Annotated in this window: 9 protein-coding genes and 1 pseudogene; 8 read left to right on the top strand and 2 right to left on the bottom strand. The window is 56.2% G+C overall.

What is annotated here, in order from left to right; genetic code table 11:
• The first annotated feature begins 515 nt into the window (after positions 1–515).
• The 8 genes from BUB72_RS12950 (at position 516) to BUB72_RS12915 (ending at position 11,990) form a co-directional block, all read left to right on the top strand.
• A complete protein-coding gene (locus tag BUB72_RS12950; protein ID WP_217653858.1) occupies positions 516–1,838 on the top strand; it encodes a nucleotide sugar dehydrogenase in 1,323 nt (440 codons plus the stop codon).
• 30 nt (positions 1,839–1,868) lie between these two features.
• A complete protein-coding gene (locus BUB72_RS12945; protein WP_073144476.1) occupies positions 1,869–3,884 on the top strand; it encodes a hypothetical protein in 2,016 nt (671 codons plus the stop codon).
• Between the two features lie 3 nt (positions 3,885–3,887).
• The gene (locus BUB72_RS12940; RefSeq protein WP_073144474.1) at positions 3,888–5,840 is read left to right on the top strand and encodes a glycosyltransferase; all 1,953 of its coding nucleotides are present in this window, start codon (positions 3,888–3,890) and stop codon (positions 5,838–5,840) included.
• The gene (locus BUB72_RS12935; RefSeq protein ID WP_073144472.1) at positions 5,837–6,850 is read left to right on the top strand and encodes an SDR family NAD(P)-dependent oxidoreductase; all 1,014 of its coding nucleotides are present in this window, start codon (positions 5,837–5,839) and stop codon (positions 6,848–6,850) included. Before BUB72_RS12940 ends, BUB72_RS12935 begins: the two co-directional genes overlap by 4 nt.
• A gap of 3 nt (positions 6,851–6,853) precedes the next feature.
• On the top strand, positions 6,854–7,648 hold the full coding sequence (locus BUB72_RS12930) for an ABC transporter permease (protein ID WP_073144470.1): 795 nt from the start codon (positions 6,854–6,856) through the stop codon (positions 7,646–7,648).
• Positions 7,645–8,337 (top strand): ATP-binding cassette domain-containing protein, encoded by a 693-nt coding sequence (locus BUB72_RS12925; protein ID WP_073144468.1) that lies wholly within the window; start codon positions 7,645–7,647, stop codon positions 8,335–8,337. Before BUB72_RS12930 ends, BUB72_RS12925 begins: the two co-directional genes overlap by 4 nt.
• On the top strand, positions 8,330–9,661 hold the full coding sequence (locus BUB72_RS12920; RefSeq protein ID WP_073144466.1) for a KpsE/RkpR family capsule polysaccharide export protein: 1,332 nt from the start codon (positions 8,330–8,332) through the stop codon (positions 9,659–9,661). The genes BUB72_RS12925 and BUB72_RS12920 overlap by 8 nt, the downstream gene beginning before the upstream one ends.
• A 322-nt stretch (positions 9,662–9,983) precedes the next feature.
• Positions 9,984–11,990, top strand: coding sequence for a calcium-binding protein (locus tag BUB72_RS12915; protein ID WP_073144464.1), 2,007 nt, complete (start codon positions 9,984–9,986; stop codon positions 11,988–11,990).
• A gap of 185 nt (positions 11,991–12,175) precedes the next feature.
• Here the strand turns inward: BUB72_RS12915 and BUB72_RS12910 are convergent.
• Positions 12,176–12,430, bottom strand: a pseudogene (locus BUB72_RS12910) (DDE-type integrase/transposase/recombinase); the annotation flags it as partial.
• A gap of 160 nt (positions 12,431–12,590) precedes the next feature.
• Entirely contained in the window at positions 12,591–13,436 is an 846-nt protein-coding gene (locus BUB72_RS12905) for a LysR substrate-binding domain-containing protein (protein ID WP_073144459.1), read from the bottom strand.
• Between the last annotated feature and the right edge of the window lie 81 nt (positions 13,437–13,517).

Here is a 13,517-nt window from a genome sequence, read left to right as displayed (position 1 = left end):
TGGGATCTGGCGCGTACCATTCTACACCACGAGGACGCGGCGAACTATGGCAGCTGGTTCCATGTACTAAGGGTGGGCGACAGGGCAGGGGGCGACTGACGCTTCTGCCCCCCAACCGGTTCCACGCGGCCTATGTGCAGTCGCATTTTACGGTAAGGCTGCTGAATGTGTGCCAAAGCGTGGATGAGGGGGTCTCTCAGGTGGTCGTGGTCGCATAAACGATCTGGAAACAGGCTGCAGACGGGGACGTCGAGCAAATCGAGGTCGAAGAGCCGTCCACGAAACGCACTGTTACATCACTATTAGGTGCAAACGCGTGTTTAACAGTTTCTCATAAAAACTCGTTGATTACTGAGGAAATACCCGCGTCCAGCCCTCAAACTTCTCACATCCACCCAATTTGGCACAAATTTGAGCCATAATTCAAATGTAGCTTGTTTCCAAAGAAGTGCTGGATAGGGGCCGGAATCGTGAATGTAATGCTGAACAATGTTCCCAATGTGCAAGGAACTGAATTGGTAAAGAACCCAATTCGGTTCGTTTTGGACAACGTGAAGGAAAAAGCGACATTCGAAAATGTTGCCGTAGTCGGGCTTGGCTATGTGGGTCTTCCCCTTGCTGTCTGTCTTGCGGAGAAGTTTCAAAAGGTCGCGGGCTTCGATATCTCCAAGCAACGCGTTGCTGAAATCAACAACGGCTACGACGCGACGAATGAGCTGAGCAAAAACGTTGTGCAAGGCTCCGGTTTGGTCGCGAGTGCTGACGCATCCAGCCTTGCAGAAGCGTCTTTCTTCATCGTGACCGTTCCAACACCCATCAACGACGCCCATCAGCCTGATTTGTCGCCGCTGCAATCTGCCTGTGACATGATCGGACCCTATCTGAAGGCGGGCGATGTCGTCGTCTTTGAATCGACGGTTTACCCCGGTGTCACGGAAGATTTCTGCGCGCCGATCCTCGAAAAGCTGTCCGGCCTGAAAGCCTGCGAAGACTTTGGTTTGGGGTACAGCCCGGAGCGGATCAACCCCGGCGACAAGGTCAACACAGTTGAAAACACGATCAAGGTTGTATCGGGCGATAGCCCTGAGACCCTTGAGCGCGTCAAAGCCGTTTATAACACTGTGATCAAAGCCGGCCTGCATGTCGCGCCAACGATTAAAGTGGCCGAGGCCTCGAAGGTTTTGGAAAACACACAGCGCGATATCAACATCGCCTTGATGAACGAAATGTCCCAGATTTGCGACAAGGTCGGCATCAACACGAACGAGGTGATCGAAGCCGCAGGCACGAAGTGGAACTTCTTGAAGTTCACGCCCGGATTGGTTGGCGGGCACTGCATTGGTGTTGATCCCTACTACCTTGCGACGTTGGCGGAAAAAGTTGGCCACCACCCACAGGTTATTCTGGCAGGCCGTCGCACCAACGATGGTATGGTGCGCCACGTCGCCGATACGACCTTGCGGATGCTGATCAAAAAGGGCGGCGACATTCGCGATATGCGCGTCGGCGTTTGTGGCATCACTTTCAAAGAGAACGTCCCTGACATCCGCAATTCCAAATCCTTGGAAATTGTCGATGCGTTGCGCGGGTTTGGCATCACACCTTTGGTCCATGATCCAAAATGCACCGCAGATTCAGCCGTCGCGGCTGGCTTCGAGCTGTGCACCGCAGACGAAATGTCGAACCTGGATGCCATGGTTCTAGCCACGCCACATGACGCGTATTTGAGCGACCTGACGTTTCTTCAGAAAATCCGCGAAGACGGGATTCTTGTCGATGTACGGGGTGTCTACCGCAGCTCACCCGAAGCAAAGGCGCTGCGCTACTGGTCGCTATAAATTAACAAACTCGCGAAGGGGCTCGCGCTAATGTTTACAATTACACCAATCGGGTCGTGCCGGATCACGACACCCCTACGCCGGGGCCAATCGGTTCACGGTTTCAACCTGAACATGGAGCGGTGCTACGGCTACTGCCATTCGCCAGCGGAAGCCGTGCAGATGGCACGCTTTATGCAAGGCGTGGCAGACATTCCGCACGACATATGGCCGCTTGTATCGCGTGCGCATGATTTGAATGTTGTATCCGCAAATACTCATGATGCGTCCGACCTGTATGTGGTCGAGCTTGCATCTGCCAAAGAAGTGACCGTCGACGGCGTTTCCATCCAGCTGAACTATCTCAATGCAACATTCGCCGAGTTTTTTGCGGACACCACCCGTGCGCAATCCTTCTGGGCGCTTGCTGAATCCGGCGACACGGCCGCGCAGCGTGCTTTTCTGGATCACCACTGGGCGGCGACGCCACAACAGCGCGAAGACGCCCGGATGCTGGGCAAGATGCGCCTGCAATTCGTCACGCGCGACAGCCTGCAACGCGACATCAAAACCCTGACCGAGATGCTGCCGGACGTTCTGTTCGTGTCGCATGTCGACGCCCGCAAAGAGGACGGACGACCTATCGGGTCGCGGTCACGTTTCATTGAAATGGTTTCGGAAGAAGTGACATTGGCCGGGTGCAAGTTTTTCAACCCGACCGACCTGATGGACGTGTTCGGGCAGTCTGCGGCCATTGAGGACGAAAGCGCCGGCCTTGCGCATTTCACCGACGAATTCGCACGTGGAGTCATGGATCAGTGGATGGGCAAGGTGATTGCCCCAAAAACCGACGCGTTCGTTCGCAACGGTGTCTCCAACGCTATGGAAATTCACCTTCCCACCCAGATTGCTGCTGCCTGTGACACTGGCCGGTTTGCTCAGGCAATCGCGCGCCTGCGCGAGCTGTCGAACGATGGCGCAACGGTCGACGTTTTGCTGAGTGACGTGATGCAAGCGCAGCAGCGCGCGATCGAGGTTTTCAGGGCCAAGATTGCTGATGGCTTGACTGAAGGAGACCGCGAGGCGTTGGTGCTAGAAGCTGGCGAAATCGGCGTGTTCAAAGACGCTTTGACGCTGGCTGAAACCACCGCTCCTGAGCCTTTCGAGCTGCCCGTCCATGTCCTAATGCGGGTTGCTGATATCGCGGCGACGTCTGGTGACTTGGACACGGCCTTCGCCTTCTATCTTGCCGCGGCGCGCAGAGGGCATCGGCCTGTTTATGATAATCTTGCGAAGCTTGCGGTCACTCTTGATCTGGACCTGCTGGCGAAGCTGGAGACCGGTCAACGGGCGTCTTTCTTGTCGCATGTGACACCTGCCATCCGCATTCAACTTTTGCAGCTTAACGGTGCGGCCCTCACCGAAGCCGTTTCCCCTGAAACGACGCCGGAAGAAGCAGAAGAGATCGTGCGCGACCTAAGCGCGACGCATGGCATTGGCTACGCCGCCGAGGTTCTGGCCGCGTGGCGAGAGCATCAAGGCACGGACCGTATCACGCATCCGGGTCTAGTGGCTGTGCTGGACAGCTGGGCCGCAACCGCGTTGAGTTTCGAGGAACGCCTCGACCGCATCCATGGATTGCATGCGGTTCTGTTTGCCGCGCCCCGTCACCAACCTTCCCGTGTCGCGATGCAAGATATCCGCAAGGAGTTGGCGTTGCTCATTCGCAGCGCTGGCAAGGCGGGCGACATCGACCTGCTGGACGCGCTGTCCAGCGAGGCTGCCGCACTTTCCCAAGACCTGCCAGAGCTTGACCTGTGGCGTGCACGGTTGCGGTTTGCGCGGGGCGAATACATGACCGCGCTGCAGCTTGGAAAATCCGCCGCTGCGTTGTTGCCGGAAACGATCAACGTCTGGGTTCTTTTGATGCGCGCGGCCACCAAGGCGCAGCAAAAATCCGAAGCTGTCGAGTTTGCGCGCAACGTCATCGGGCTCGCCTGCCCGAAGACGGAAGCGTTGAAGTCCGAAGCCGAGGCCATCGTGCAAACGCATTTGGTAGGGGCCTAAGCCATGCAACCCCTGTCAGAAGTCCTGAATTTCGCCGCCGATGCGCCAGCCCTTCCGAAAGATTTTTCGGAAGAGGTCTACGAGATGAGCCGTGGCATTACATGCCCGGAAAAGGCAAAGCTGGTGTTTGAAAAGCTGACGCCGATCCTGCAAGGGTTCCGCGCCGACCACGACATTGCCATCGCCTGCGGGTTGCTGCTGGAAAAGCAGCGCAACGAAAAAGGAATGCGCGACATCTGGGGCGACCTTTGCAACCTGTACCCTGACGATTTGACCTCGTTGCGGATGCTCATGCGGTGGTATCGCCGCGAGCAGAATGTGGCCGCTGGCATCGCACTGATCGCCGAAATGTTTCCGGAATGCTGGCATAGCCTGACGCAGGCCAACAAAGCGATCCCCGCATTGGCCGAGCTGAAAGCCTGGACCGAAATCGACGAAATCATGTCATGCCTTCTGGTGCTTCACTCCGATGATCGCCCGATCCGTATGACGTATATCAAACTGCTGAACGAGCAATCGCGCTTTGCCGAGGCCGCAAAACTTGCCGAACATGTGCAGGGGCAAAGCAGCATGGGCAAGGCCTCGCAGGATCTGCTCGGGTCGGTTAGCCGTCATGCACGGACTTTGAGCAAGCACAATCTTGCCACAGCCAATGACGGGATCTCGGACCTTATCGCACAAGCTGATGCGCCGCGCGCTTTCACCAAATGCGACAACGTCGTTTTCTTCACAGGGCAGCTTGGCACGGGCGGAGCAGAGCGGCAGATGACGCGCATCGCTTGCGCCTACCAAGACCGCTACGATGCGGGCCAGGCGCTTGGCATCGCGCCCAAAGTCTGGGTGAAACACGCGACCGCATCCAGCGGTGCGGATTTTTACCGTCCGTTGCTGGCCGAAACAGGCGTCGAAACCACGGTTTTGGCCGAAATGCCCGAAGTGACTGTCGCGGCATTGGAGGGGCTGACTGACGATGTGAAGGAGCTGCTCGAGCTGCTGGCGCCCGATGTTTTGCGCCACACCTGCCAGCTCTATTCGATGTTTCGCGAAGACCAGACCGACGTCGCCTATCTGTGGCAGGATGGCGGTATCGTTCAGTCCGCCATTGCCGCCGTTCTGGCGGGTGTTCCGCGGATCGTCACATCCTTCCGCGGGCTTCCACCGAACCTGCGGCCTAACCTTTACCGCGACGAGTTGCCCGTGCTGTACGCGGCCCTCGCGCGCCTGCCTCATGTCACGTTCACCGCGAACAGCCAGAAGGCCGCGACCGCCTATGAGCAATGGCTCTCGCTGGATGCGGGCACGGTCATCGTCGTTCCAAATGCCACTCCGGCAGTTTTGCCAGAAGGCGATGACACGGATCACGCATTTTGGTCAGACGTCCTCGATGCCTCCGAAGGGTGCAGCAAGACGGTGTTGGGCGTGTTCCGGTTTGACCAGAACAAGCGCCCGCTGGAATGGATCAAGGCGGCTGCCCGCTTGATCGCCCATCGCGACGACACCCGCTTTGTCATGCTTGGTAGTGGTGCGCTGCATGGTGAGTGCGCGGCATTGATCGAAGAGTTCGGACTTTCGAACCGTATCTTCCTTGCGGGCATTCGCAGCAAGGTCGGCTTCTATATGCATCGCGCCGACCTGCTGGTTCATCTGGCCGAGATGGAGGGCCTTCCCAACGTCCTGATCGAAGCGCAACTTGCTGGAACGCCCGTGTTGGCAACCCCGGCGGGCGGCACCGACGAAGTGGTGTTTGACGGCGTGACGGGGCATATTCTATCAGCGGCAACGACCTTGCCGGAAGCAGAGCTTGACGAGACGCTTGAACGCCTTCTGGCCGATGAAGACGAGCTTGCAAAGCTAGGCGCTGCGGCGATGACGCAATCCGGCGACCGCTTTTCTGTCGAAACAATTCTCGGACGCACGACCGAGCTATTCAATACACCAAGACTGGACACTAAATGAGAACCGTTTTCGTAACCGGCACCGCCGGCTTTATTGGCTTTCACCTTGCGCGACATCTGTTGGATGAGGGCTTTGCCGTGGTCGGCTTTGACGGCCTGACTGACTATTACGACGTGGAGTTGAAGAAATCGCGTCATAAGATGTTGGAGAAAAACCCGAACTTCCGCGCCCATATCGGCATGTTGGAAGACCACGAGTTTCTATCGAAGGTGGTGGCAGAGGCCAAGCCGGACGTCATCGTGCATCTCGCGGCGCAAGCAGGCGTTAGGTATAGCCTTGAGAATCCCCGCGCCTATATCGACACCAACCTGACGGGCACGTTCAACTTGATGGAAGCCGCGCGCGAAACCGGCGTGGACCAATTGCTGATGGCCTCGACGTCCTCGGTTTACGGCGGCAACACGCAGATGCCGTTTGAGGAAACCCAGAAGACGGAACTGCCGCTGACGCTTTATGCCGCGACCAAGAAAGCGAATGAAGGCATGGCGCATTCGTACTCGCACCTGTGGCACATCCCCACGACCATGTTCCGGTTTTTCACCGTCTATGGTCCCTATGGCCGCCCCGATCTGGCGCTGTTCAAGTTCGTTCGTGCAGCGCTCGCTGACGAGGCGATTGACGTCTACAACCACGGCGAGATGGCACGGGATTTCACCTATGTGAGCGATCTGGTGCACTCGATCCGCTTGTTGATTGATGCGGTTCCGCCAATGCCGAACTCTGGTGCTAAAGCTGTTGAGGGCGACAGCCTCAGCCCGGTTGCGCCGTTCCGCACGATAAATATCGGCAACGGCACCTGCGTGCCGTTGATGGAGTTTATCTCCGAGATCGAAGACGCGCTTGGCCAGCCCATCAAGAAGAACATGATGGACATGCAGAAGGGTGACGTGCCGGGCACCTGGGCCAACACCGATCTTCTGGAAAGCCTGACAGGCTACCGTCCCAACACCTCGACGAAGGACGGCATTCGCCAGTTCGTCGCGTGGTATCGCGACTATTATCAAGTGTAATTCATGATCGCAGCCCAACATATCACCCCTCCGAACGCGTTCACCCGGATCGCGGTTCTGGTGGAGCGGGAGCGCAGAACCCGCTTTTCCGGCGGGAAGCTGGGCTATTTGTGGGCCTATATTACGCCTGTTGTCTGGATCGGTCTGATCGTGGCGCTGTTTTGGGTTCTTCAACGCACGCCACCTATCTACGTTCGCGCCGAGATCTTCATTGCGACCGGCATTTTGCCATATCTGATCTTTCGGCAAACCGTGACCGCGCTAAGCCGGACGCTGACGGCAAGCCGCTACATGCGGTATCTGCGCCCTGTGTCGAACAACGACATCATGTCTGCAACGATGCTGCTGGAAGCGTTCAACATGCTGACCACGGCGGTTTTGATCTTCGGTGCGGTAACGGTTCTGTTTGGCAGCGCGTTGCCCGCGTACATGCCCGGCGTCCTGTCTAGTCTGGCATTGGCTTGGGGCATCGGGTGCGGCATCGGACGCTTCGTGGCCGCCGCCGGTATGCTGAGCGATGCGTTTGCGCGCGCGGTCCCTTTGATCTTGCGCCCACTTTTCTGGCTGTCGGGCATTTTCTACACGGCGACGGACCTGTCGCAAGAGATGCAAAACCTGCTCTGGTACAGCCCGTTTCTTCACATCACCGAGCTGGTCCGCCAGTCCTACTTCCTTGGCTACACCTCCCCGATTGCGTCGATGTGGTACCCCGTTGCTGTTGGCGCGTTCTTCTTCCTCGCGTCCGTCCCGCTGGAGATATTCGCAACACGCAGGCGCATCATGCGGGGCCGGTTATGATCAGGTTGGACAACGTCAGTTTGCTGAAGCCCGGCTTTCACAGCCGCGAACCAATCGTTCAAGACGTGAATACGGTCTTTGGCTCCGGTGAGCGGGTCGGCATCCTTGCGGCGCCCGGTTCGGGGAAGTCGTCTTTGGCGCGATTGCTTGCGGGCATTGACCAGCCTGATCGCGGAAAGGTTACGCACGCAGGTCGCGTAAGCTGGCCGATCGGTTTTGCTGGCTTCCTGCACCCGAACCTGACCGTGCTGGAGAACATCAATAACTTCGCGCGTCTGGTTGGTACTTCGCCTGCCGCTGTCACTGCATTTTGTCGTGAGGTTCTCGGGATCGACCATGGCCCTCGCAAGGTGATGCAGGATCTCTCCCCGACCCAACGCAGCCTGTTGGCCTATGCGTGTTCCCTGTCCATCGAAGGTCCGGCAACATGGATCGCGGACGAGACCATTACCGTTGGGGAGCCGGCAGATCGCATCGCGTGCGATAAGATTTTGGCCCAACGGCTTGAGACCGGCGGGTTGGTGTTTTTGTCACGCAACGCGCGCCAACTTACGGCCTATTGCGATAGATTCCTTGTTCTGATTAACAAGCGGCTGGTACCTTGCGACAACCTTGTCATTGCACAAGAAGCACTTGAATTGTCGAAATTGACGTCCGTCGAATTGGAAGAAAGGTGTCTGCATGTCTAGTTCCAAACCGACCGACGCCTCCGAGGACGCGCGGATCAAGGCATGGCGCGCAGAGCGGGCCCGCATCGCCGAGGCCGACAAAGCCCAGCGTATCCAGCAAAAGCAGGCCGAGATGCAGCAATCTGCAAAAACCATGAAACAGGACCAAACGTCTGCGGCCCTTACGTTGTTGTCATCCGTGACCCCGCCGCCGGAGCCTGAAGCCGAGGCGAAGCCGTCGCGCAAGCTGGTCCCATTCGCGAATTGGAGCAACTGGCCGCTTTTTTGCGCGGTCGTTGTGGCGCCCATTTTGATAACCGCGTTCTACCTTCTGGCGGTCGCGACGCCGCTCTACGAAGCGCGTTCGGTCATCGCCATAACCAAGTCCGCAGAATCCGGGAACGCGTCGCGTTCGGGCTTGCTTGGTGGCGTTCAGGGACCTTCCAATCTGTCGGAGGTCTTCCGCGCCCATTCCTACGTTCAAAGTCAGGCTTTGATGGACGCGTTGGAAGCCGAGTTGGGGCTGATCACTGAATTCAGCGGCCCTGCAATCGACCCGCTGAAACGACTGCGCACGGTTCCGGTCCTGTCGCTGAGCAAGGGCTCGCAGTTTGGCCGCTACGTCGAGTCGTCGGTCGATATCCAAAGCGGGTTGCTGACCTTGTATGTCCGCGCGCCAAATGATGCGCAGGCTATTGCGATATCCGATGCCGTTTTGCGCAACACCGAGGCGCAGGTTCTTGCCTTGGGGCAGCAGGTTTTCGATCAACGTCAGGAACACGCGACCAACGTGCGGCTGGCCGCGGAACAACAGGTAGCAGAGGCTCAGGCTGCTCTTATTGCCTTGCAAATCAAGTACCAAGAGGTCGACCCGAGAAACCGCGTAGAGGGCATCTATACGACGATCAAAGATCTCGAAGCCGAAGCCATGAAGCTGAACAGCGAGGTGCAAAAAGCGCAGATCGCCGGTATCGGGGACAGTCCGCAAACCCAGCAAACCGTAGCGCTCGAAGCCCGTCTGCGGCAGCAGATCGCGGACCAGCGGGCGCGTCTGGTCGCACCTGATGGCGCGTCAGCGGGATCGTTGAATACGTTGTTGATGGAATACGAACTGGCCACCTTGGAGCTGACTTTGGCGCGCGAGGCCGCGCAAACAGCTTTGAAATCACAAGCGGCAGCTGGGCAGGAAGCGGCGTTGAATCGTAGCCTGTTCCAAGTCGTCGTGCCCCCAAGAACGGCGCAGGTCGCAGTTTACCCAAGGATACCCGGCACGCTTGCGTTGGTACTGGTAATTTGCTTGGCAATTTTCTCGGGTTTGACGATGTTTCGGACAGCCCGAACCTAGTATCGTCGCGCGCAGAGTGACGCGAAAAAATCTCACCCTTACAAATGTTTATGCGTAATTTTTCCCATCCAAGGATAGTCTTTTCTTACGCGTGTTCATGCCGAAACCTGCTGACATAGTTCGATCACATTTCGGTCGCTTTCATACCCTGATCAAGCCCTCGATTGACCGCAATACTGGTTAAGAAACGCTTAACGAAATGAATCACTCAAAGGCTGCTGCTGGCCCGCGATTGCGTTTGAAAGAGACTGGGGGGTCTGCTGACATTTGCACTCACTTGGATTGGCTATGTCTCTCACAATTTAATCCAGGTGACCTGTCCATGAAAAAGAAATTCCGCTTCGGCAAAGACAAGCTCAAAGTCAAAAATATTCCAACCGAAATAACGGTTGATGAGGAAGAGGGGTCATTTGTTGACCTTTCTGCGATGAAGTTCCGTTTCAAAGGCGCTCGGAAAGAACTCATCACCATTACGTTGACGACTGACTCGGGAACCTTTGAAGCGAACAGCAACAAGCGCGTGGACGTTGAGGGTTCTGGCACCAACACGATTACGTTCACCGGAACGGCCAGACAGATAGACAGATTCCTGAACAAGAACGCTGCACTGAAATTCAATCCGGACCTCGAGACACCGAATGACGGTACCGCGAGCTTCAGCATGACCGCACAGTACAAGAATAAGACTGTGACGATTGCGACGATTGAAGCCGATATCCCTGACGTGGCCGAGCCTGATGCAGGCACCGAAGTCGTAGGCACTGCCGGTGACGACGTTCTTGTCGGTGGTGAAGGTGATGACACGGTAACCGGCCTTGACGGCAATGATAATCTTGATGGTCAAGCTGGTGACGATACGGTTGATGGCGGTGCGGGAAATGACGTTGTGCGCGGAGGCGAAGGTGCCGACACTTTGACCGGTGGCGAAGGTGAAGACACTCTTCAGTATGTTGGCTCCACCTCGGGCGTCACCGTTGATCTGAACGCGGATGGCGCGGGGATGCAATCGGCATCCGGAGGCCACGCAGAAGGCGATGTGGTGTCAGGGTTTGAAAATGTATACGGCTCCGATTTCGGTGATGTGCTGACCGGTAACGCCGAAGACAACGTGCTGTTCGGCTACGGTGGCGATGACGTCATTGATGGCGGGGCAGGAAACGATGTGATCCGCGGTGGCGAAGGCGCTGACACCATGACCGGCGGTGCCGGTGAGGACTGGCTGCGCTATTTGGGGTCCACCTCAGGCGTCACGGTTGATCTGACTTTGGATGCTGCGGGCTTCCACCAAACCTCTGGCGGTGACGCCGAGGGGGACATCGCTTCAGGGTTCGAGAATATCTATGGCTCGGATTTCGGTGACACACTGACGGGCGACGCGTCTGCGAACTATATCATCGGCTTTGGCGGCGACGACGTTATTGACGGCGGTTCGGGTGACGATGTGATCCGCGGCGGCGCGGGTGCGGACACCCTGATCGGCGGCGACGGTGTCGATGACCTGCAATATGAAGGCTCCGATGCAGGCGTAACGGTCGACCTGTCTCTTGACGGTGTCGCGCAAACATCTGCTGGTGATGCGTCCGGCGACATCATTTCCGGCTTCGAGAATGTCACGGGCACCGAGTTCAATGACACGCTGACCGGCAATGACGACCGCAACTTCCTCTATGGCCTGGACGGCGACGACACCATCAATGGTGGTGGCGGAAACGACGTGGTGCGTGGTGGCACGGGGGCAGACACGCTGGTTGGCGGCGCTGGTGCTGACCTTTTGCAATATGCGGGCTCGACCGCTGGTGTGTCGATTGACTTGAACGCAGATGCCGCTGGTTTCCAGCAGGCTTCTGGCGGCGACGCGGAAGGCGATATCATTTCCGAGTTCGAGAATGTCTACGCCACCAACTTTGACGATGTGTTGATTGGCAACGATGCGCGTAATATTCTCTATAGCTACGATGGCGACGATACATTGGACGGCGGTGCCGGCAATGACGTGCTGCGTGGCGGTGCTGGTGAAGACACGTTTGTTTTCAGCACGACGCTTGGCGCTGGTAATGTGGACCGCATTACTGACTTTGTCGCGGCTGACGACTCAATCCAGCTTGATAGCAGCGTCTTCGCCGGGTTGGATGCCGGGGATTTGGATGCAATCGAATTCCTGTCGAACGACACGGGTCTCGCTGAAACTGCGGACCAACGCGTCATCTATGATAGCGTGACTGGCAACGTATACTTTGACAGCGATGGAAGCGGAGCTGGGGAGGGCGTTCAATTCGCGACACTCTCAGCTGGCCTCGTTCTCGATGCGAGTGATTTCATTATCGCTTAGGGTAAAGCAGAGCCCGCTCCCATACGAATGACCAAATTAAGATATCCTCTTCCGGCACCTAGATCGCCGGGAGGGGATTTTCACGTTTCTGAAAGTGACGGCCAAGTGTTGGATGGCGACCCATTCTAGGGGGTCTGTTGCATTAATTTGACTGGTTTGTGTTATGGACTTATGGCGTCCTTCTGTCAGGCAGCCAAGCCAAATAGGCTTTCAACAAAACGGATTTCGCCTGTGATGCCAGCTTCCTTACCGTGGACATGGCCACGCTTGATGGTCCTGATTGCTTCGATACCGTGTAGCGTTGCTTTGGCTGAGGACAGTGATTTGAAGCCGCGCATCGGGGTGATTAGCTTCTTTAGGGCGGCATGATCGCTCTCGATACGATTGTTTTCCCACTTCCGGTTGATATGAACAATACCTTCGCCGGGAAGCTCAAAGCGGCAATACCAACGAACCGCACACAGGATCACATCTGGCGGAAATCGATGATGCTTGAACGGACTATGCTGCATGAGGAGCCTCCACGAGATGAGCAAACCTCAAATATCAAACCGAAGACAGATTAGTGCAACAGACCCGCAAAAAGTGGAAATCAAGAGTTTAGCCCATAAACGCCCTTATCAGCCGCACATCACTCCGTTGTTTCAGATGGATCAACGATTCGGCCATCATCAATTGCGGGCAATCTATCTGTAAGGTTATTAAGCGCTCGTCGCGTCCGAGTTCAGCTTCCGAGACAAATCCTATCCCTGCACCTGCAGCGACAATCTCTTGTACAGCTTCACGGCCCTCAACTTCAAAAGTGGGTTGTAGCAAGACCCCTTGGCGCAAACCCTCTTCCTCTAACTTTTGCCGCGTTTTCGATCCTTTCTCACGAAAAATTAATGGGTACTTTGACAATTCCCTAATAGATATTGTTGCCGTTGGATCTTTCATGAATTCTTTAGACGCGAAAGCGACGATTTGGAACGTACCCAAACTGATGACTTCCATGTCGGGTCCCGGATTCAAGCTGCCAACCAAACCAATCTCAGCGTCATAATTGCGCAATGCCGTCAGGATGTCCGCGGTGTTACCCGTTTGAACAGAAACAAGTACCTTGGGATGCTTGGAACGAAAAACCTTGAGGCGGTGCGTGAGATGAAAGGCGCTATCAGCGATTATTCGCAGAGTCCCTTCTAACGCAGTTCGGTTCTCAGACAGCACATCAGAAATCTGTTGTTCAACTTCAAAAAACTGTTTGGTCGCCAGCAAGAGCCGCTCACCCGCAGAGGTTAGAGTGACTTGCTTGCGATTGCGGTTAAAAAGCAAAACGTCATACTCGCTTTCCAATTTTCTGACCTGTTCTGAAACTGCCGGCTGGGTGAGCGATAAGGCCTCAGCAGCACGTGAAAACCCTCCACTGATAGCGACATAATGGAATGCTCGTATCTGGCTGTACCGCATTGATCACCCCTTAAGTTTCAAATTTTTACTGGCTCCACCTATAAGCACACCTTTTGATACCATCGCAATTAACAATTTTCC

This window comes from Litoreibacter ascidiaceicola (genome assembly GCF_900129235.1).
In the GTDB taxonomy this organism is placed as follows: Bacteria; Pseudomonadota; Alphaproteobacteria; order Rhodobacterales; family Rhodobacteraceae; genus Litoreibacter; species Litoreibacter ascidiaceicola.
Note: the sequence above shows the minus strand (reverse complement) of the source record. Positions and strands in the feature narration are given on the sequence as shown.

What these genes read in the sequence shown, in the direction of transcription:
- BUB72_RS12930 (WP_073144470.1), top strand. Translation starts at nt 6,854, where the DNA reads ATGATCGCAGCCCAACATATCACCCCTCCGAACGCGTTCACCCGGATC.
- BUB72_RS12935 (WP_073144472.1), top strand. Translation starts at nt 5,837, where the DNA reads ATGAGAACCGTTTTCGTAACCGGCACCGCCGGCTTTATTGGCTTTCAC.
- BUB72_RS12920 (WP_073144466.1), top strand. Translation starts at nt 8,330, where the DNA reads ATGTCTAGTTCCAAACCGACCGACGCCTCCGAGGACGCGCGGATCAAG.
- BUB72_RS12905 (WP_073144459.1), bottom strand. Translation starts at nt 13,436, where the DNA reads ATGCGGTACAGCCAGATACGAGCATTCCATTATGTCGCTATCAGTGGA.
- BUB72_RS12915 (WP_073144464.1), top strand. Translation starts at nt 9,984, where the DNA reads ATGAAAAAGAAATTCCGCTTCGGCAAAGACAAGCTCAAAGTCAAAAAT.
- BUB72_RS12925 (WP_073144468.1), top strand. Translation starts at nt 7,645, where the DNA reads ATGATCAGGTTGGACAACGTCAGTTTGCTGAAGCCCGGCTTTCACAGC.
- BUB72_RS12940 (WP_073144474.1), top strand. Translation starts at nt 3,888, where the DNA reads ATGCAACCCCTGTCAGAAGTCCTGAATTTCGCCGCCGATGCGCCAGCC.
- BUB72_RS12945 (WP_073144476.1), top strand. Translation starts at nt 1,869, where the DNA reads ATGTTTACAATTACACCAATCGGGTCGTGCCGGATCACGACACCCCTA.